This is a genomic window from Streptomyces sp. NPDC003038 (assembly GCF_040611115.1).
GTDB lineage: Bacteria > Actinomycetota > Actinomycetes > Streptomycetales > Streptomycetaceae > Streptomyces.
Window position 1 is genome coordinate 23,791 of record NZ_JBEXNN010000022.1, and the last position, 19,695, is coordinate 43,485.

Sequence of the window (19,695 nt, forward strand, 5' to 3'; positions counted from 1 at the left end):
CTGTGGCCGCAATGACGAGGTTCTGTCGGATTCGGCCATCGTGCCGGGAAGAGTTCATGCTGAACGTCCCTACGCCGCGCGACCTCGACCCGCTGCCCCAGGCCTGCGGAGGCACACTGGGCAGCTCCAGAACCTCTCGCAGACTCCGGCGCGCGATCGCCTCAGTCGCTGCGCCCGCCGGCCGCCGCCCGCCGGCCGCCGGCCGCCTCAGACCTTCGGCAGTGTTATCCCCATCTCGCGCATGGCGTCGGACGGCGGCCCGCCCCCGGAGCGCTGGGTCTTGTAGCCCTTCACCCGGGGAGCGATCGTCCGTGGATCGACCGCCTCCGACGGGGCGCCCGAGGCGTACAGCCCGCCAGGCTGCCCGTCACGGTCGTGTGGGAGAAGCCAGACGACGCGTCGCAGGAAAGTTCCCGAAGCGCGGGAGGAGCGTGCCTCGGGCCCAGGACCGCGTACCCGACCATCCGGCCGTCGCGGTGGTAGGCGGGCTTCCCGCGGCGGGTGGGCAGGCGGTCCAGGCTCTGGCGTGCGTAGTCGAGGGAGCTGCTGCACCGTCAGGTCTTCCTCGCCCACCACGGGGCCGGAGACGTGGACGCCCTCCGCGAAGCCGCGGCCCGGCTGGCCCGCATCAACGAGGGACTGGGCGGGGGTGTGGACATGGAGGCAGAGACCGCCCAACTGCTGCGCACCCTGTTGCCGCGCACGCCCGTGACACGGCAGGGATGTAGGGTCCGCAGTTTCGTGAGCGCCGTCGGCTGACCATGAGCACTGTCCGAGCAATTCCGGGTGATCACGAGCATCGGTGACATCCCAAGAGGGATTCTTCAGCGCGATGCGCGCAGGGAAGCGTCCAAGGTGCTCATGAGGTGGGCCACGCGGCCCCTGCCTGTTGGCGCGAGCGGATACCGGCCAAGAACATCGATCAAGGCCGGCGTGGCGCGCCGCCGAGCCCGCTCAATGAGCTTGTCTCCGACCTCGGGATCGTCACCTGCACTCAACTCCGCCACGCGTGCTGCACATGCAGCCCCGCGCAGGATGTGACCTACCTGGGTAGCCTTCGCAATGGGGTGCAGGTACGCGGCAGCCGCGGCGTCGCCGGCAGCGCGCGCAGCAAGGCGTGTGGTTTCGGTGGGTGCTTCCTTCGCAGCCCGGTGCGCGTCCAACGCGGTGACGCGCTGAAACTTGGTCCTCCTCGCGCCGTTCACGAACTCCCAGGCAGCGTCAACGGCTGCGCGGGGCCGAGGATCACCGGGAACAGCCTCCTCGAACACCGGAAGGACTTCCTGAGCACTCTCCACCACGTAGCGCGCTACGACGCGCAGCTCTTCCATGGTCAGCTCGAAATCACCGGCTCTAGTCGTCATGACCCGATTCTCCCATCGACGCGATGGCCGACGGCGATGTCAGAGGAGCTTCAACACTCATGACAGCCACAGTGCCGGGCGGCCCCCCCGCCCGGCACCGAACCCACCACCTTGACCAAAGAGATACTTGACCAAAGAGATAGGGGCACCCCCCCCGGTCGACAGCGGCCTGCGCCCGCTGCGCAACCCGGGTGCGGGCGGTCTCGACGCGGACGAAGAGGAATGAGAGCAGCCAACGGGTTCAGCAGGCGGCCTCCAGGGCGCTGATAGTTGGCCGCGAGCAGGGGGATCCGGACGCTGCGGGCAGGTACAGACTGAACGGTGCGCCAACCCCTCGCCCACGGTCTCGGTCAGTCACTGGGGTCACCGACCTCCTGCCCGGTCAGCCGTACATCGCCACGCGGTACAGAGTCGCAAGCGCGTCGTCGATGGGATGGGGCTGCGGCTTGCCGGAGGAGTCGAGCCTGTTCCACCTCTGCATGTTCACCGCGACCGTCATTTGCCGCTTGCCGTCGGCACGGGTCATGGCTAGTGCTCCACCACCCCAGACCGTGCCGCCATGGCCCCAGAAGGTGCCCTGACCAGGACCATCCATCGGGTGCAGGCCGAGGCCGTAATCGATCGTCTTTCCCTCTTGGGAGACGACCGGGACGGTGCGTTGCATCTGCGCCAGCGACGACGGACTGACGATCTCCCCGGCCAGCAGCATGCCGAAGAAGCGGTTGAGGTCCGTGACGGTCGATATCAGCGAGGCCGACGGCCCTACCCATGACATGTCGTAGACGCTGTAGTCGCGCGGCGGGTCGATCATGCCGAACCACGCCTCGTAGAGCTGCGAGTGCGGCCCTTTGACGTAGGGTCCGGCGGGGAGTTCGGTGTCCCGGAGCCCGGCGCGTTCGATGACGTTCCGGGTGATGTATCGCTCGGCCGTAGTGCCGGTCACCTGCTCCAGGAGTTGGACGAGGAGCAGGTAGTTGGTGTTGGAGTACACCCCCGGAGTGCCGCCCGGGGCGCCGACGGCAGGTGCGGTGACCCCCATCTCGATCAGTTCAGCGGGGTCGAACCGCGTGAGCCGGTGGTCGTCCAGGCTCTGGGGTCCGGTGTCCGCGAGGGCGGGGTACGCCTTGAGGGAGGGGTAGGCGTACGGGAGGTACTCGGCGAGGCCGCTGGTGTGGTTGATCAGCATCCGGACCGTGATCGCGTCACCGCGTTCTCCGGGAACCAGCTTCGGAAGGTACCGGCCGATCGGTGTGTCGAGACCGATTTGACCGCTCTCGACCTGCTGCAGGACCGCTGCGGCGGTGAAGGTCTTGGTGATGCTGCCGACGCGGTGCCGCATGTCGGCGGTGACGGGACGGCCGGTGACGACATCGGCGACCCCGGCGGCGCCGTGCCAGACCTGGTCGCCGTCTCGCACCTCGGCGAACAGGCCCGGCATCCCGGCGTGGTGGACGTTTTCGATCGCAGCGTTCAGTGCCGCGGAATCCAGTGGGTTCTTCACGTCATGCGTCCTTTCGTGTTCGCCGGGTGAGCTCCGCATACGCATCGATCGCCTGACCCGGATAACAGGGCACGAGTGGCATGCCGGATCCCCCGGCATGCTCATGTCCTCATTATGCACGCGGTGCGTGCAACACCAAGTGCATAGGTAGGATAGAGATCCGGCGAGAGGAGCAAGATGGCAGGCCGAAGGCGTTGGTCAACCGAAGAGATCCTGGACTCCGCGGCGGAACTGCTGCGCACGAGCGACGCGGATTCGTTCAGCGTGCGCAAGCTGGCTGCGGCCCTCGGGACCGATTCCTCCAGCCTCTACCGGCACTTCCGCAGTAAGACCGAACTGCTGCGCGCGGTCGCCGACCGGATCCTCCTGGCCGCGATGGACGGCTACTGCCCCGAGGGTGACTGGAAGCAGCGCATTACGTCCCTGGCCCTGCGCGTGAGAGAGGCCTTCGGACAGCAGCCCCAGCTCGCCGCGGTGTGGGGACGCTACGCATCAAGCGGCACCGGTTCCCGACTGGTCATGGAAGAGGTGCTGCAGGCCCTGCGCGCGTCGGGACTGCCCGACGAGGAGATCCCGGCGCGCTACCACCGGATCGCGGTCCTCATCGCCGCGTTGATCGCCTCCGAGGCCGGGGTCAGCACCGTCACCCCCGGAGAGTACGAACAGGGCATGGAGCTGTTCCGCGTGGCGGTTCTGGGCGCCGACCCCGAACGCTTCCCGACCCTGGCCCACTTCGCCCGCGACGTCCGTCCCCTCGGGGCGGATCGCCGCGCCGCGTTCGAAGAGATCCTCGCCGCCCACCTCGCCCACATCGAGGCCGCAATCTGCCCGAGCTAGCCGACCGGCTCGGGAGTGTCGGCAAAGGATCGAATGGCGACAGGCGCGGCGGGCGCCCAATGAACCCGGAGATCCGGGCTACCTGCTCGCGTGGCAGAGCCGCCCGGAGGTGATCGCCGGGGTCGAGGACCGTTCGGCAGCCACCGCGGCATCGTCGATCAGCGCCGCGTCGCTCGGCGGTATGGAGGTGCGGCTGCCTCCGCTGCGGGAGCAGCGCCGGATCGCCGCGGCGCTCCGGAGCCTGGCATTGCCCTCAAGCCTCAGGAATGACGCCAGACACGGGCACCAATGCCGCAGGCGACGACTGGGTTCGGTGAGACGACAACCGGCTTACGAACTGCCACGCGGACGTGAGAACGAGCGGCAGGATCCCACCGGTCGGGGCATAGGACCCGGTGGTCCGACTTCAATGGCAATCGGTCCAACTTCGCCGTCATCGGACAAGCGCCTGTCCTTTGACATTCAAGTCAGTCCTTGAAGCCCTGCCTGACCGGGCGGACTAGGTTGGATGGCAATGTGCCCGAGAACGCCCGGGCGGTTCGACGTGCATGCCGGCCAGGTCTGCTCGGTGCATTCTGTCTTCCCTTCGCCTCACGTCCCGGCGTCCGCTCAGCCCTCGATGTGGAGCTCCGGGCGGGTCCAGAGAGTGAGGTCGCTGCTGGTGGCGACAGCCAGGGTGAGGCCGGACGGGGAAAAACCGGCAGCGCGCAGTTCCGAGTACTCGGAGTGGAAGACGTGCCACCATGTGCCTCCCGCTGGTCCTCTGCGTGCTCCGCCATCGGCGGAGAGGATGACGCGGTCGTGGGGCCATTCGGGGCTGACGATGTCCAGCGTCCAACCGTCCGGTGTGGTGCTGTGCAGACCGCCGCCGAAGAGGCCGGCGATGCGGACCGGGGTGCCTGCGATTGGGCCGAGGCCGGGGCAGGTGAGGTCGGGGTGTGCGTCGGGGGTGCTGGTGGCGGGATCGGGATCCCGATCGCGTGCGATCTTGTCGCCGGTGACCGCATCGAACAGTCCGTGTCCGTCGCTGGATACGACCATGACGAGGTCGTGTCCGGTGTCCGGGTGGACTGCGAAACCGATGCCGAGCAGGCCTCCGATGGCGATCCTGCGGTCCAGGACTGGTTGCCAGGGTGCCGGGGCTGACATGACGGGGGCGGCAAGGTAGCGCTCCCGTAGCCGCTGCTGGTAGTCCGTGATCAACCCGTCTCCTCGGTTCGGTTCGCGTCAGGGTCTCTCACGCAGCGTCCCAAGTCGACTCGAAATCACGGCCGGTCGTCGCGGCCCCATACCACCCCGGAAAATGACGCCCGCCCGGCGACCAGTGAAACGGACGGACCGGAGGAACGTCCTCGAACCGGGCCGTCACCCGATCCAGCGGCGGACGTCGTACCGCTCGCGCACGGGCCTCACGTACGACAGCTCGACGCACGGCCCCGCGGACTCCACCCAGCCGGTACGGCCACCCAGCACCCCCAGCGCGTCTCCTCGGACGGCTAAAGGTTGTCCCGTAACGGCGGGGCGCAAGTGAGATGATCTCTCATGCCGTCAGTGTCCTCGCGACCACTGACAACGCCACCGGCGGCCCAGTAACGCCCATCTGGACGTGGCCCGGGCGGGCGGTGACCGCCGGCGGGTGCTGGCGGTGCTGAGATTCCCGGAAGGAAACGGCTGACCCCGGGCGCTCGCCGAAGGCCCGGCCGACGCCGAGGCGGCGAAAAGGTTGGTGTGCGGGGCCGACGGAACCGGGTAACGTCTTTGTCATGTTCTTCCAGACGCCGATTCACGAGTGAGAGCGTGATGGGCCGCTGCTGACGTCCTTCGACGTCGCCACCCGTCCCCCACCGATGAATCCGTAGATCATTTCACATCATTACCGGGAGAATCCGTGACCGTGAGCAAGAACATCAACAACCCCGTGGGCATGGGCGGCGGCCAGCGCAAGAGGCTGTCCCGTGCCGAACGGCAGAACAACGGTCCGCACCGCAACCTCGACCGCCAGGGTGCAGCCGAGCAGAAGGCGGAGCTGGCGCGCAAGATGCGCGAGAAGGCAGGCGCAGCTGAGGGCGCCGGGCAGGCGGGCGACGACACCGCACAGAGCTGACGCCCCGCCGCCGCAGGGCGGCACCGCACGGGGCAGGGCTCGGACCGCGACGCGCGGTCCGAGCCCTGCTGCCGTACGGGGGCTCTGCTGCCGTACCGGGCGCGGCCGGTCCCGTTCAGCTCTCTATGGGTTGTCCCGTAACTGATCTTCGAACCGTTGCGGGCGAGGTCGGTTGCTGATCCGCCCGTTTGTCCATCCGGCGAGGGCGAGATTGTGCAGTCGTGCGATGCCAAGCATGGCGTGGTGGACGCCGTCGCCTTTGAGGCGGCAGTCGCGGAGGATCTTCCAGGTCTTCATGCGGGCGAAGGTGTGCTTGACTCGGGCGCGGACTTTGCGGTGGGAGGCGCTGTGGGCTTCCTGCCAGGCTGGCAGCTCGATCCGGCCGCGTTCTCGGCGGTGCGGGATGATCAGACCGGTGCCGCGGTAGCCGTCATCTGCGATCACGGTGGTGTTGCCGACCGGTCCTTGGCTCCGGACAGTTCCCATGCCTTGCAGTCGTTGCGGTTCCCGGGCACGGGCCGGCCAACGGAGACGACAAGGCGTGAGTCGGCGTCGATGACGACCTGATGGTTGGTGGAGTAGCGGTAGTTCTCGGACTGCTCCGCCACGCTGTGGTCCCGTGTCGGTACCAGGGTTCTGTCCAGGATCAGCACCCGCCCTGCTACACAACTTGCACCGCTACCGGCTGACAGCGGAGGCATGGCACCCGTGAATGCTCCGCGTCCTCGACATCCCCGAAGCCGTCCGGCTCCGCGGGTGCGGCGGCTGAGGCTCGCGACGTCCGGGCGTGGCGGCGAGAGCAGTGGCGGGGATCCCGAACAGGGCGCCGACTTCGCACGCGCGTGTCGGATGGCGGCCCTGTCGCCGCGGTCGACCACGGTGCGGGGGAAGGCGCTGAGCATGCGTCCCCCGCGCGCGATCACCGCTGACCGACCGGCACGTGCGGCGGCCGGACGACCGGAGCGGCCCGCCGACGTGAACGGCTCGTCGGGCACGTCGTCGCAGGACACGTGCGCCCGGAAGGACCGGGGCTGCCCGGCCGCTCAGCGACAGCCTTCGTGGCGCCTTCCATCCGCTGCCGGCTTCTTCGCGAACACCGGCGAGGCCGTCTCCGGCCGACGGTGCCCCGGCGACTCCTGAGCCAACACCGCCGCCGATCACAACGCCGTGCGAGCAGCGCGCTAAGCTGCACACGCCCCGCGGGGGAAGTCCGGTGGAAGTCCGGCGCTGACCCGCAACGGTAGGCGGAGTGACGAACCTGTACGCAGGTCCGTCCCCGTGAGCCCGATTACCCGCGGCGGTGAAGGCTCCTGACAACTCGCCGTGGACTGCGAGAGGGTGCTGCGCCGGACGCACCGCGTCGCGGTCCGCTCCCTTGGCGTGTGGCACGGCCCGAGGCGAAAGCGATCCGCCCGTGGCCATACCCGTCGAACACAGCAGCACCGCCGCGCCGCCGCACGCTCCCCGAACGGGCACCGTGCCGGCGCCGCCAAGGCGCGTGCCACTGCCACCTCTTCTCGCCGCCCTGTGCGCCGCGCTGGCGCTCTCCGTCGCCTGCGGGGCGGGGATGGGTGCCTCCGGACTCTCCTGGGGCGAGGTGCTGCGCCATCTCTGGTCGGGGCTGACGGGCGGATCGATAGCCCCCGACGAGGTGTCGGCGTACACCATCGTGTGGGAACTGCGCTTCCCGCGAGCCCTGCTGGCCGCGGTCGTCGGCGCAGGGCTCTCGGCCATCGGCGTCGCCGTGCAGGCCATGGTCCGCAACGCGCTGGCCGACCCGTTCGTCCTCGGCATCTCCTCGGGCGCGGCCGTCGGTGCCAATGCCGTCATGCTCTTCGGTGCGCTGGGCGCGCTCGGTATCTGGGCGCTGTCCACCGCCGCGTTCCTCTCCGCGCTCCTCGCCATGATGCTGGTGTACGCGATCGCCCGCACCGCTCGTGGTCTGACCCCGATGCGGCTGGTCCTCACGGGCAGCGCGATGTACTACGGCTTCTCGGCCGTCACCACGTTCATGGTGTTCGCGGCCGAGCGCGGTGAGGCGGCCCGCTCCGCGATGATGTGGCTGCTCGGCAGTCTCGGCGGGGCCAACTGGGCGTCCCTGCCCATTGCCGCGGGTGCCGTGCTCGCCGGCCTCGTTCATCTCACGCTGTCGGCGCGCCGGCTGAACGCGCTCGCCATGGGCGACGAGACGGCGGCCGCGCTGGGCGTGGACGCGGGGCGGCTGCGCAAGGAGCTCTTCGTGGTCTGCGCGGCCGTCACCGGGGCCGTGGTGGCCGTCAGTGGTGCGATCGGCTTCGTAGGACTGATGGTTCCCCACGGCGTACGCATGCTGGTCGGCGCCGATCACCGCCGGGTGCTGGCCGTCGCACCGCTGGCGGGCGCGGTCCTGATGATCTGGGTGGACATCCTCTCCCGCGTCGTGATGGCACCGACCGAACTGCCGGTGGGCGTACTGACCGCGGTCATCGGCGTGCCGTGCTTCGTCCTGCTGATGAGCCGCCGCTCGTACACCTTCGGAGGCGCGTGATGCGGATCGACATCGATGAACTGACGGTCGAGACCGCGGGCGCGCGGCTGGTCGAGGACGTCACCCTGCGGGTGGGCGGCGGGCAGCTCGTCGGGCTGGTCGGACCCAACGGCAGCGGCAAGTCCAGCCTGCTGCGCTGCATCTACCGGGCGTTGCGCCCCACGGCCGGTACGGTCCGGCTCGGCGGGGAGGACCTGCACGCGATGAGCGCGCGCGAAGGCGCGCGCCGGCTGGCCGCGCTTCCCCAGGAGTCGGTCGCCGAGTTCGACTTCACGGTCACCGAGGTCGTGGCGATGGGACGGCTGCCGCACCAGAGTGCGACGGCCCGCACCACCGCCGGGGACCGGCAGGCGTGCGAGGCCGCGCTGGCGCGGGTCGGGGCCGGACACCTGGCCGACCGCGGCTTCCTCACGCTCTCGGGCGGGGAGAAGCAGCGGGTCCTGATTGCCCGCGCGCTGGCCCAGCAGCCGCAGGTGCTCGTACTGGACGAGCCCACCAACCACCTCGACGTCGCACAACAGTTGGAAGTGCTGTCCCTGGTGCGTGGCAGCCGGCTCACCGTACTCACCGCACTCCACGACCTCAACCTCGCCGCCGTCCACTGCGACCTGCTCTACGTCATCGAGCACGGCCGGATCGTCGCCTCCGGCGCTCCGTACGAGGTGCTCACGACCGAACTGCTGGCCGAGGTCTTCGGCGTACGGGCGCACCGCGTGCCGCACCCCGAGTCCGGGGCCCTGCACCTGCTCTTCGACCGACTCCCGCCCGCTCAGCCCGCCCCTTAAGGAGCCCGCATGCCCTCGCTCGTACGCCCCGCCGCTCTCGCGCTCGCCGCTGCTCTGACCCTCACCGGCTGCGGCGCCGAGGTCACCTCCCGCGACATCGGGGACGGTCAGGCCAAGGCAGGCGGCCACTATCCCGTGACCATCGAGAACTGCGGTCAGAAGAAGACCTATGGCGCGGCCCCGGAGCGCGTGGTCACCAATGACGTCGGCATCACCGAGATCATGTTCGCGCTCGGCCTGGAGGACCGTATGGCGGGCTATGTGATGCCCGACGACAAGGGCGATCTCGACTCCGTCCCCTGGAAGGACGCCTATCAGAAGACGAAGTGGCTGTCGAAGAAGACGATCAACAAGGAGCTGGTCCTCGACGCCCGCGCGGATCTGGTGTTCGCGGGCTGGAACTACGGCTTCAACGAGGCGGAAGGCTTCACCCCCGCAGAGCTGGAGAAGGTCGGTATCGGCTCGTATCTGCTGACCGAGTCCTGCCGCAACGGAAGGGACAAGGCACGTGGTGTGATGCCGCCGCTCGAGGCGCTCTACACCGACCTGCGGAATCTCGGGAAGCTCTTCGACGTCGAGGACCGAGCCGAAGCCCTCATCGCGAAGTTCCGGAAGGAGGTGACCGAAGCGGAGGCGACGGCCCCGAAGGGAGCCGACCGGCCCCGCGTCTTCCTCTACGACGACGGCCGCGACAGGCCCTTCACGTCAGGTGCGTACGCGGGGCCGCACGACATCATCACCAAGGCGGGCGGCGACCACGTCATGAAGGACCTCAAGGACAGCTGGACCACCGTCGGTTGGGAGACCGTCGTCGAGCGGGACCCCGAAGTGATCGTGATCAACGACTACGGGGACACCGGCGCCGAGGAGAAGAAGAAGTTCCTGAAGTCCTACCCACCGCTCGCGGACGTCTCGGCGATCAAGCACGACCGTATCGTCGTCCTTGACTACGCGGAGCTGGTGGAGAGCCCACGCAACCCCGCGGCGATCGCTTCGCTCGCCGCCGATTTGCGGAATCTGATCCGGTGACAGCACACCGGGCCGATGGCTGGCGCCCTTCCCGGGCACCGGCCATCGGCCGCTCCGTGACCGGGAGCCACAGCGAAGTCGGCGCCCTCGGCGAGCGCCCGGACGACCGAGCGCCCGGACGACCGAGCGCGCTGACGTGGCATGCGCTCGCCCGGCTTCGCCCCTCCCGTCACAACGGACTCCGACTCCCTTACCCCTCCGCTCCGCGGGCGGACCGCGCGGCCGCCCGGGCGAAGAGGAGGGCGACGAGGGTCAGACCGCCCAGCGCCGCGGCCGTACCCGGGTATCCGCCGAGCGAGAGACCGACACCGCCGAGGCCCGCACCCAGGAACACACCGAAACTCATCCCGGCCGCGTTGAGGCTCAGCGCCGTGCCGCGCAGCGAGCCGCAGCGTCGTACCAGCAGCGTGGTGACGCAGGCGGCCACCGTCGCGTGCCCGGCGCCGATGAGCGCGGTCAGCGGCAGGGCGAGGAGCAGCGAGTGGGTGAAGAAGACGCCCACCAGGGCCGACAGCGCCACCAGCAGGGCCAGCGTCATCAGCCGCTCACTGGACACCTTCGGCCGCTCGGCGCTCAGCAGTCGCCCGGCGACGAGGTTGCCGAAGAAGAACGAGGTGCCGCTCAGGGTCCAGACGACGGCGAAGGGTCCGGGGGCGAGGCCGAAGCGCTCGTCGTAGAAGGCCGCCAGGTAGGCGAGGTACCCCATGAACGCCGCTGTCCGCAGCATGGCGACGAAGAGCAGCGGCACCACTCCGGGGAGGGCCCCCAGCAGCTTGAACGACGCCAGATAGCCCGGGCGGGCCGCCTTCTCCTTGCCCTCCTCGATGCTGTGCCCGGGGCGCTCGGCACGGCGGCCCCGGAGGAGGAAGAGCACCGTGAGTACGGAGGCGACGGCGGCGATGGCCCACAAGTCGCCCTGCCAGCCCCACAGTACGGCCGGCAGCGCCACCAGAGGTGCGGCCAGGAGAGCGGTGAGCGACTGGGTGGCGGTGATGAGGGTCGCCGCCCGGCCCGCGGCGGCGTCGTTGTCGAAGCGGTCGGCGGCCGCTGCCGTGAGCGCCGGGTTCAGTACGGCCGTACCCGCGCCGACGAGCAGGCAGAACGCCGCCAGCAGCAGGAACTCGCCGGTGGCGCCGAGGGCGGCCGAGAGGGCCAGTACGGCGAGTCCGCCCGCGGCCGCCCAGTCCTTGCGTACCCGGTCGATCAGCGGAGCCAGAGCCGTGCCCACGGCCAGGGCGGCCAGGCCGCCGAGGCCGCGCAACTGGCCCATGGCCGCAACGCCGCTGTCCGACGCGTCGGCGATGGGGACGAGGAAGGTGCTGAAGATGGTGAAGGGCACCAGTCCTACGGCCGAGGCGAGCATGAACGGCCACAGGGTGCGGGTCATCCGCAGATCGCTGGGGACCGCTTCGGAGCCCGCCGCCGCACTTGCCGTCGGCTCCGCCGCCGGGTTCTTCGTCTCGCTGCTCATGAGCCTGCCGCCCGGTACCGGTACAGCGCGGTCTCGTCGGCGCTGAACTGGGAGAAGGGGAACGGCTCGGCGGAGAGCGCGGTGACGCCGGAGCCCAGGAAGGCGCGGGCGACGGCGCTGCCGCTCTGGGCGTACACGACGAGCGGCAGCTCGTGCTTGCGGCAGTGGTCGACGATGACGTCGAAGCTGCCGTTGCTGAGCGTCATGCCCGTGGCGACCACCGCGTCGGCCTCGGCGAGCACCTGGGCCATGTCGTCGGTGACGGGGTCGCCCCACTGGGTGGTGCGCAGGTTGAAGTCGCAGGGCAGCGGCACGCCTCCCTGCTCGCGTATCGCCGCGACGAGTGGGTTGACGACGCCGATCAGCGCGACCTTGGCGCCGGCGGGGATGTCGAGCAGTCCGGCGACGGCCGCGTCCCGGGCCTGGGCCCGGGTCTCGGGCGTGCCGGTCGGCAGCGTCACGCACTCGGCGGCGGGGGAGCTGCGGTGCGGCTGGACGCGACCGAGGTAGGCGTCGAGGGCGGCGATGCGTACGGGCGCCGCCTCGTGCCGGATGAGGTGGTCGAGGGTGTGGCCCGAGGCGTCCGCGCAGAAGTCGGGGGCGAGCTCGCCGGCCTCGAAGGAGCAGGCGCCGAAGGCGTCGCCGGACCGCAGCAGCAGGTAGCTGTTGCGGTAGGTGACCTGGCTTCCGGCCAGCCGGGTGGTGTGGTGGAGCCAGAACGCGCTGGTGACGGTCAGCTCCTGGGGCGGGGGCCCGTAAGCCCCGTCGAGGACGGCCTGCTGGAGATCGGGCACGGAGTGCGGCTGGAGAGGAGACATGGGGGTGCCTTCTTCGAGTCATGGCTTCTGGGCCATGGGTGGATACGGGGGGTGGATACGGGGTGGTGGATACGGGGTGGTTCAGGGAAGGTCGGGCCCGGTGAGCCGCTCGTCGGCCCACCGGGCGTCCAGCGCCGGGTCCAGCTGGGGACGGACGTACAGGGGAGCGTGCGTGGGGCTCAGACCGCGCCGGGGACCAGGAGGGGTTCGTCGTGCAGCAGCGCGCTGTCGCGGGGCGGCCAGTCCATCGTCGACCAGGGGTGCCGCAGCTCGTGCTGCTGCGTGACCTCGTGGGGGCGCATGGCGCCGAGGCCGTGTGCCTGGCCGTGGTGGGCGTAGGCGCTGTCGACGTAGCGGTGACCGGTGTCGGCGGCGAGGAAGACGTACGTCCTGGACTCGTCGCGCTCCCGCTCCCAGAGCGTGGCCAGGTACGCCGCGCCGGCCGACAGTCCGGCGAAGATGCCGCTGGTGCGCAGGAGTTCGACGGCGCCGGACATGGCGTAGTCGAAGTTCACCCAGTGGATCCGGTCGTACAGCTCGTGGCGGACGTTCTGGAACGGGATGGAGCTGCCGATCCCCGCGATGATCATGTCCGGGTCCAAGACGTGCTCGGCGCCGAAGGTGACGCTGCCGAACGGCTGGACGCCGACGAGCGCCACGTCACGGCCCGCCTCGCGCAGATACGTGGCGATGGAGCCGGTCGACGCGCCGGTACCGACTCCGCCCACCAGGGCCAGCGGCCCTTCCGGGACCTCCTTGCCGATCAGGTCGGCGACGTCCCGGTAACCGAGGTAGTGGATGGAGTCGTGATATTGGCGCATCCAGTGGTAGCCGGGGTTCTCGCGCAGCAGTTCGCCGATCCGCTCCACGCGCAGGTTCTGGTCCAGGCGCAGGTTCTTGGAGGGGCGGACCTGTTCCAGCGTGGCACCCAGGACCTCCAGCTGCACGCGGAGTGTGCGGTCCACCGTCGTCGAGCCGACGATGTGGCACTTCAGGCCGTAGCGGTGGCAGGCGAGGGCGAGCGCGTGGGCGTAGATGCCGCTGGAACTGTCGATGAGCGTGTCACCGGGTTCGACCTGGCCGGTGTCCAGGAGGTGGCGTACGGCGCCGAGCGCCGAGTAGAGCTTCATCGTCTCGAAGCGCAGACAGACCGCGCCGGGCGCAACGGTCACCACATCGGGTTCCTTGACCGCCTCCGCTATGTGCTCGTGCATGTCGCTCTCCTTCGGGTCAGGCGGTGTGGTCGCGGCGCAGCAGGAAGAGGTAGGCCTGGCAGTTGTCGCCCTCCCAGGTCTGGCGGTGTGTGATCCGCGGTGAGAACCCGGCCTTGATGGCGTACTTGACGATGTTCTTCAGCTCCGAGGTGTTGGACACGATCAGGTGCACCTCACCGCCGGGAGCGAGCAGATCGCGGTCGACGATCTGGTCGAAGAAGCGCGCCACGATGTCGATGCCCACGCAGACATTGCGGACGACCGTCGGGTCGTGGCTGGTCTTCGTGCTCACGGCCGGCGGGTTGAAGGTGATGACGTCCAGCCGGGCCGAGGCGGGGAACTCCTCGAAGAGGTTGGAGACCAGCGGGCGGAAGACCGTGCCCGGGCGGTCGCCGACGATGAGCTCGTAGTGGGCGGCGGCCGTGGCGACGCTGTCCGGGTGGATGTCGGCGGCGTAGATCTCACGGGCGCCCTTGAGGCCCGCGATCACCGCCTCGACGCCGAGCCCGGCGCCGATGGCCGCGTACGACCGCCCCTCCAGCGGGATGGTGCCGTCCAGCAGCCGGTCGTGGACGATGCGGCTGGTGTCGCCGGGCTTGAAGACGCCGGGCGGCAGCTGGAACGTCCAGCCGTTGTACGTGTAGCTGCGCTGGGCGTGGATGTCGGACTTGGAGCTGTTGATGGCGAGGATCTCGGCCCGGGGCAGCGTGTCGGGCAGCGATTCGAGCAGCGCCCAGGCGTCGTCCTGTGACGCGGCGGCGCCGGCTGCGGTCGGGTCGCTCATGTGTCCTCCGTGGTCGGGGATGTGAAGGTGGAAGCCGTGGGTGTCGTCACCGTGGTGGGTGACGTGGCGTCAGGCGCCGGACGTGGACGTGACGGTGGCCAGATCGGTGGCTGCCGGGTCCGTGGTGGTCAGCGCCGTCCCGAGGTCCATGGCGCGTACGAGCTGCCGGGTGGGGGTGGCCCGGGGAGCGTGGAGGATCTGCTCGGGCGTGCCGGCCTCGACGACGTGACCGCCGTCGATGACGACGATGTGGTGGGCGACGGCGGCGAGCAGCTCCAGGTCGTGACTGACCCAGAGCAGCGCCGTGCCGTGTTGGGCACGCAGCCTGGCGAGTTCGGTGAGGACCGCTTCGGTCGAGTCGGCGTCCAGGGCGGTCGTGATCTCGTCGCAGACCAGTACGTCCGGGGCGGCGAGTACGGCGCGGGCGAGCGCCGCGCGTTGCAGTTCGCCGCCGGACAGGCCGCCGGGCCGCCGCTCGACGGTGTCCGCGCCCAGCCCGAGCCGGCCCAGCAGGTCCAGGGCCTCGCGCCGCGCCTCCCCGGCGTCCTGGCCCCGCAGTCGTACGGCGGTACGGGCAACCTGCTCGGCCACCGGGCGCCGCTCGTCGAAGGAGCTGCGTACTTCCTGCCACACGTACTGCACCCGCCGCTTCTGCTCCGGGTCGCGCCGGCGCAGCACCGGCAGCGGGGCGCCGTCCAGGAGCACCGTGCCGCGGTGGCGTTCGTGGAGCCCGGCGACGCAGCGCGCCAGGGTGGTCTTGCCGCTGCCGGACAGGCCGGCCACGCCGACGCAGGCGCCGGCCGGCAGATGGAGGCCGACCCCGTGCAGGACCGGGCCGCGGCCTCGGCTGTGGAGGTGGGCGGAGAGGTTCTGTACGTCGAGTACCGGGAGGCGGTCGTCCGGGGCGCTGGGCGTGTGCCGTGCGGCGGTCACCCGGCGGCGGGCGGGCAGGGCGTCGGCCGGGCTGCCCTGTGCGGTCACCCGTCCGCGGCGCAGCACGACCACGTGGTCGGCGAGGGCGCGCACGAGGTCGTGGTCGTGGCTGAGCAGCAGGATCGCCAGGCCGGTGCGGGCGAGCGCGGCCAGTTCCCCGGCCAGCCGCATCCGGGTCACCGTGTCGAGCCCGGTGCTCGGCTCGTCGAGCACGAGCACCCGTGGCCGGCACACCAGGGTCTGGGCGAGCGCGACGCGCTGGCGCTGGCCGCCGGAGAACTGGTGCGGGAAGCGCCGCTCGGTGTCCCGCCCGGCGGGCAGTTGCGCGGCCTGGAGCGCTTCGGCGGCCAGGGCCCGGGCCTGGCCGGCCGGGTGGTGCAGCCGGGCGAGTTCGGCGAGGACGGCGCCGGTGCGGCGGGCCGGGTTGAGGGCGCTGCCCGGATGCTGGGGCATGTACGCGACCAGGCGTCCGCGCAGCCCGGTGGCTGCCGCCGGCGTGATCCCGTCCCCGTCCACGACCGTGACGGAGCCGGCCTCCACCCGCCCGCTGAGGTGCACCCCGGCGCCGCGCTCGCCGAGGAGCGCCAGGGCGGCCGTGGTCTTGCCGCTGCCGGAGGGGCCGACGAGCGCGGTGACGCGGCCCTCGTACAGGTCGAAGTCAACCGAGTCGAGGAGCACGGTGTTCCCGGCCCGCGCGGTGAGCCCGCGCACGGTGACGAGGGGCTTCTTCGAGTGCTGCGAGGTCAACTTCTGCGGGGCCATCTTCTGCGGGGTCATCTTCTGCGAAGTCATCGCACGGCCTCCTGCGTACGGCGGGAGCGGGCCAGCAGGCGGTCGGCGAGCAGGTTGAGCCCCACGGTGAACATGACGAGCATCGCGGCGGGCGCCATCACGGCCCACGGCTGGAGCAGCAGCGCCTCGCGGCTGCGGGCAATGCTCACCGCCCAGTCGGGCGCGGTCGGGTCCAGGCCGAGGCCGAGGAAGTTCGCCGAGCCGACGAGGAAGACCGCGAGGGTGATGCGGGTGCCGATGTCGGCGGCGACGGGGGACAGCACCGAGCGGGCCACGTGGTCCAGTTGGATACGGGACCGGGACTCGCCCTGCACGCGCATCGCCTCGGTGACGGGGCCGCTCGCGGCGTCCAGGGCGGCGGCCCGCACCAGGCGCGCGACCGGCGGGACGTTGACGGCCGCGACGGCGAGGGCGATGGCGACGGGGGAGCCGCGCCATCCCACCGCCACCACGCTGATCACCAGCAGGGTGGGCAGCGGGAGCAGTACGTCGAGGGGGCGGATCAGCAGCTCGTCGGCCCAGCGGCGGCGGGCGGAGGCGGCCAGCAGTCCCACGGCCCCACCCACCAGGTAGGCGACCGCGACAGCGCCGAGCGCCATGCCGAGCGCGCTGCGCCCGCCGTGCAGGAGCAGGGCCAGTACGTCGCGCCCCAACGCGTCCGTACCGAGGGGGTGTTCGCCGCCGGCGGCCGCGTAGGGGGCGAACACCCCGGGGCGGGCCGGCTCGGCGAACCAAGGGCCCAGCAGGGCGATGCTCAGCGGCAGCACGAGCAGCGCCACGCCGACCGGCGCCGTCGGCAGGTTCACGCGCTTCACCTGAGCACCTCCGTCCGTGGTACGAGTCGATGGCAGACGAGATCGGCCGCCAGGCTGAACAGCAGGGCCGCCGCGGCGACCACCAGGGCCAGGCCCTGCACCGTGGGCACGTCCCGCGCCTCGACCGCCCTGACGAGCGCGGTCGCCACGCCGGGGATCGCGAAGACCGCCTCGACGATCAGCACGCCGCCGACCAGGTTGTCGCCCACGCGGGCCAGTTCCTGGATGCCGGGCACCGACGCGTTGGGCAGGACGTGCCGCAGCAGCAGGGCCCGGCGGGGCACGCCGAGGCGCCGCGCCTGGGTGACGTACTCGGCCTTGAGGACCGTTACCATGCCGGCCCGCACCTGCCGGGACAGCAGGCAGATCATTCGCGCCGCCACCACCGCGACCGGCAGCACCAGCAGCGCGGGCTGCCCGAGCAGGTCGGCCGCGCCAACCCCGACCCACGTCGCGGGCAGCCAGCCGAGCCGCAGCGACAGACCGGCCACGAGGAGCAGCGCCAGCACGAAGTCGGGTACGGCGTTCAGCGCGAGCGTCACGGAAGTGACAGCACGGTCCAGGCGGCCGCCCTCGCGCAGCCCGGACACGATGCCGAGCAGCACCGCGAGGGGGACGACCACCGCGAGGGTCACCGTGGCGAGCACGAGCGTGATGCCGGCCGACTCGGCCAGGATGTCCAGCACCGGGCCGCCGCTGACCAGCGACGTGCCGAGATCACCGGTGAGCACGCCCCCCGCCCAGTCCGTGAAGCGTTCCAGGGCCGGGCGGTCCAGCCGGAGCTGCTCGCGCAGCGCCGCCACCTGCTCGGGTGTGGCGTCCTCGTTGTTGCGCACGTCGGCCGCGTCTCCGGGCAGCAGCGACGTCAGCAGGAACACCAGCACCGTGAGCAGGGCGAGTTGTACCGCTCCGAGGGCGAGGCGTTGCGATGCGTACCCTCGCATCGTCAGGCCAGCCACACCTTGTCGAAGCGGGCGGAGTCGAGGGTGTTGGGCGGGGCCTCCTTGACGCCCTGTACCCGGGAGGAGACCGCGTTCAGCCAGTCCGGGTGGCCCCACATCAGCAGACCGCCCTCGTCGTGGACGGTGCGCTGGAGCTCCCCGTACAGACGGGTGCGCTCGCCCTCGTCGGCCGTGGACCGCGCCTTGGCGAAGGCCTCGTCGAAGTCCTTGCGGCGCCACCCGGACGCGTTGAAGGCCGACGTGGTGAGCAACCGGTCGTTGAGGTACGTGGGGATCGTCATGGCGCCGGAACGGTGGCTGCCCATCACCCCCTTGGTCAGCTGGTCCTTGAAGTACGTCTCGGAGGCCCCGGTGGTGACCTCGATCCGCAGGCCCGCCTCGGCCGCCTGCTCGGCGAAGAGCGTCGCCGCCTCCACGAACCCGGTGGCCACGGAGGAGGTGTAGATGGACAGCGTCTTGTTCAGCACACCGGCCTTGCGCAGCAAGGAGCGCGCCTCGGCGACGTCGCGCTTCCGCTGCGGAATGTCCTCGGGGTAGTACTGGTAGCCCTTGCCGAACATGTCGTTGCCGACGACGCCCTGGCCGGCCAGGACGACCTCGACCAGCTTCTCGCGGTCGGCGAGCAGCTTGAACGCCAGGGTGACATCACGGTTGTGGAAGGGCTCCTGGTCGCACTTCATGACGATGGCGTGGGCCGTGCTGCCCTTGGCGGCGACGATCCGGACCGACTTGTCGGCGGCGGCGGTACGGGCGAACGTCGGCGTCATCTCATATCCGTACTCCGCCTCGCCTCCCCGCAGCGCGTTGCCGCGCGCGTCGGCGTCGGCGGACAGGATGCGCAGCTCGTCCACGTATGCCCCGCCGTCCCAGTGGTCGTCGAACCGCTCGGCGACGAACGACCGGCCGGCCTCGAAGGACTTCAGCCGGAACGCCCCGGTGCCGACGGGCTGGGCCGGGTCGGCGTAGCGGGCACTGACGATGGCGGTGCCCAGCGTGCCCAGCTGCGCGGGCAGTTCGGCGCTGGGCCGGGTGAGCGCGAGCTCGACCGTGTTCTCGCCGATACCCCGGCTGTTCTTCAGATCGATGACCGACAGCAGGCCCTGAGCGAAGTGGTTGGTCGCCTTCGGGTCGAGGATGCGGCCGAAGCTGAACAGCACGTCCTCGGGCGTGAGCTTCTTCCCGTCGTGGAAGAGGGCCTCCCGGAGGGTGAACCGCCACACGGTGGCGTCGGCGCTGGCCTCCCACTTCTCGGCGAGCCGGGGGACCGGCGCCATACTGGCGTCCAGGTCGACGAGCCGGTCGAACAGGGCCTTGGTACGCGCCATGTCGATGGCCAGGGCCTCGGCGTGCGGGTCGATGGTCTCCCGCTCGCCGCCGCCCGTGAACAGGGCACGGAACTGACCGCCCCGCGTGGGTGCCGCCTTCCCGTCGGCCGCGGTCCCGCTCCCGGCGCCGGATCCGCAACCGGTGAGGGCCAGGATTCCGGCCGTACCGGCGGCACCGGCCAGGGCAAGGAACTCTCGGCGGTTCCGGAATGTCGACATGTTGCTCCCAGATCACTTTGGTGTGGACTGCGCACGGAACTCCCGGGGCAGGAGGCGCGACGGGGTGGTGGCGCCGAAAGTTTTACTTAAATGAAAATGATTGTCAATGCGGTCTGATGGTTCGTGGGCCGTCGCGTCCCCGGCCGCTCCAGGTCAGGGCTGTGGCGGGCCGCTCCGGTGGAGGACGGGAAGCGACGGCGAGATACTCGAATGAA

At 70.6% G+C, this 19,695-nt stretch carries 17 protein-coding genes, 2 pseudogenes and 1 riboswitch; of the genes and pseudogenes, 6 read left to right on the forward strand and 13 right to left on the reverse strand.

The window, feature by feature from the left end:
- Positions 1-207: 207 nt before the first annotated feature.
- Positions 208-539, reverse strand: a pseudogene (locus tag ABZX75_RS24470) (DUF6009 family protein); the annotation flags it as partial.
- A gap of 49 nt (positions 540-588) precedes the next feature.
- Between ABZX75_RS24470 and ABZX75_RS24475 the strand changes: the two are divergent.
- A complete protein-coding gene (locus ABZX75_RS24475) occupies positions 589-759 on the forward strand; it encodes a hypothetical protein (RefSeq protein ID WP_355413973.1) in 171 nt (56 codons plus the stop codon).
- Positions 760-824: 65 nt separating this feature from the next.
- On the opposite strand, the gene ABZX75_RS24480 is transcribed toward ABZX75_RS24475, so the two are convergent.
- Positions 825-1,364, reverse strand: coding sequence for a putative immunity protein (locus ABZX75_RS24480; protein WP_355413975.1), 540 nt, complete (start codon positions 1,362-1,364; stop codon positions 825-827).
- A 382-nt stretch (positions 1,365-1,746) separates the two neighbouring features.
- Positions 1,747-2,865: a serine hydrolase domain-containing protein gene (locus ABZX75_RS24485; RefSeq protein WP_355413977.1), complete on the reverse strand. Its 1,119-nt coding sequence runs from the start codon at positions 2,863-2,865 to the stop codon at positions 1,747-1,749.
- A gap of 177 nt (positions 2,866-3,042) precedes the next feature.
- On the opposite strand from ABZX75_RS24485, the gene ABZX75_RS24490 reads away from it, so the two are divergent.
- Positions 3,043-3,702, forward strand: a complete 660-nt coding sequence (locus ABZX75_RS24490) for a helix-turn-helix domain-containing protein (protein WP_355413979.1) — start codon at positions 3,043-3,045, stop codon at positions 3,700-3,702.
- Between the two features lie 609 nt (positions 3,703-4,311).
- On the opposite strand, the gene ABZX75_RS24495 is transcribed toward ABZX75_RS24490, so the two are convergent.
- Positions 4,312-4,905: a hypothetical protein gene (locus ABZX75_RS24495; protein WP_355413981.1), complete on the reverse strand. Its 594-nt coding sequence runs from the start codon at positions 4,903-4,905 to the stop codon at positions 4,312-4,314.
- 685 nt (positions 4,906-5,590) lie between these two features.
- Here ABZX75_RS24495 and ABZX75_RS24500 point away from each other — a divergent pair.
- Positions 5,591-5,806, forward strand: coding sequence for a DUF6243 family protein (locus ABZX75_RS24500; RefSeq protein ID WP_355413983.1), 216 nt, complete (start codon positions 5,591-5,593; stop codon positions 5,804-5,806).
- A gap of 123 nt (positions 5,807-5,929) precedes the next feature.
- Here the strand turns inward: ABZX75_RS24500 and ABZX75_RS24505 are convergent.
- Positions 5,930-6,459, reverse strand: a pseudogene (locus ABZX75_RS24505) (transposase); the annotation flags it as partial.
- Between the two features lie 504 nt (positions 6,460-6,963).
- Positions 6,964-7,121: riboswitch (cobalamin riboswitch) on the forward strand.
- 183 nt (positions 7,122-7,304) lie between these two features.
- Here ABZX75_RS24505 and ABZX75_RS24510 point away from each other — a divergent pair.
- The 3 genes from ABZX75_RS24510 to ABZX75_RS24520 are packed head-to-tail and all read left to right on the forward strand — an operon-like array spanning position 7,305 to position 10,147.
- Positions 7,305-8,333 carry an iron ABC transporter permease gene (locus tag ABZX75_RS24510; protein ID WP_355413985.1) on the forward strand — a complete coding sequence of 343 codons (1,029 nt, stop codon included), beginning with the start codon at positions 7,305-7,307 and terminating at the stop codon, positions 8,331-8,333.
- Positions 8,333-9,118, forward strand: coding sequence for an ABC transporter ATP-binding protein (locus ABZX75_RS24515; protein ID WP_355413987.1), 786 nt, complete (start codon positions 8,333-8,335; stop codon positions 9,116-9,118). Before ABZX75_RS24510 ends, ABZX75_RS24515 begins: the two co-directional genes overlap by 1 nt.
- A 9-nt stretch (positions 9,119-9,127) precedes the next feature.
- Positions 9,128-10,147 carry an ABC transporter substrate-binding protein gene (locus ABZX75_RS24520; RefSeq protein WP_355413989.1) on the forward strand — a complete coding sequence of 340 codons (1,020 nt, stop codon included), beginning with the start codon at positions 9,128-9,130 and terminating at the stop codon, positions 10,145-10,147.
- Between the two features lie 190 nt (positions 10,148-10,337).
- Here the strand turns inward: ABZX75_RS24520 and ABZX75_RS24525 are convergent, their stop codons facing one another.
- The 8 genes from ABZX75_RS24525 to ABZX75_RS24560 all read right to left on the reverse strand — a co-directional run bounded on the left by ABZX75_RS24525 (position 10,338) and on the right by ABZX75_RS24560 (position 19,480).
- Positions 10,338-11,618 carry an MFS transporter gene (locus ABZX75_RS24525; protein WP_355413991.1) on the reverse strand — a complete coding sequence of 427 codons (1,281 nt, stop codon included), beginning with the start codon at positions 11,616-11,618 and terminating at the stop codon, positions 10,338-10,340.
- Positions 11,615-12,436, reverse strand: a complete 822-nt coding sequence (locus tag ABZX75_RS24530; RefSeq protein WP_355413993.1) for a DUF364 domain-containing protein — start codon at positions 12,434-12,436, stop codon at positions 11,615-11,617. The genes ABZX75_RS24525 and ABZX75_RS24530 overlap by 4 nt, the downstream gene beginning before the upstream one ends.
- A gap of 179 nt (positions 12,437-12,615) precedes the next feature.
- On the reverse strand, positions 12,616-13,650 hold the full coding sequence (locus ABZX75_RS24535) for a pyridoxal-phosphate dependent enzyme (protein ID WP_355413995.1): 1,035 nt from the start codon (positions 13,648-13,650) through the stop codon (positions 12,616-12,618).
- A 16-nt stretch (positions 13,651-13,666) separates the two neighbouring features.
- Positions 13,667-14,434, reverse strand: coding sequence for a methyltransferase (locus ABZX75_RS24540; RefSeq protein ID WP_355413997.1), 768 nt, complete (start codon positions 14,432-14,434; stop codon positions 13,667-13,669).
- Between the two features lie 69 nt (positions 14,435-14,503).
- Positions 14,504-16,159 (reverse strand): ATP-binding cassette domain-containing protein, encoded by a 1,656-nt coding sequence (locus ABZX75_RS24545; protein ID WP_355413999.1) that lies wholly within the window; start codon positions 16,157-16,159, stop codon positions 14,504-14,506.
- Complete coding sequence (locus tag ABZX75_RS24550) at positions 16,156-16,974, reverse strand: ABC transporter permease subunit (protein ID WP_355414001.1); 819 nt, start codon at positions 16,972-16,974, stop codon at positions 16,156-16,158. Before ABZX75_RS24550 ends, ABZX75_RS24545 begins: the two co-directional genes overlap by 4 nt.
- The gene (locus ABZX75_RS24555; protein ID WP_355414003.1) at positions 16,971-17,918 is read right to left on the reverse strand and encodes an ABC transporter permease; all 948 of its coding nucleotides are present in this window, start codon (positions 17,916-17,918) and stop codon (positions 16,971-16,973) included. Before ABZX75_RS24555 ends, ABZX75_RS24550 begins: the two co-directional genes overlap by 4 nt.
- A 2-nt stretch (positions 17,919-17,920) precedes the next feature.
- A complete protein-coding gene (locus ABZX75_RS24560) occupies positions 17,921-19,480 on the reverse strand; it encodes an ABC transporter substrate-binding protein (RefSeq protein ID WP_355414005.1) in 1,560 nt (519 codons plus the stop codon).
- Positions 19,481-19,695 lie beyond the last annotated feature (215 nt).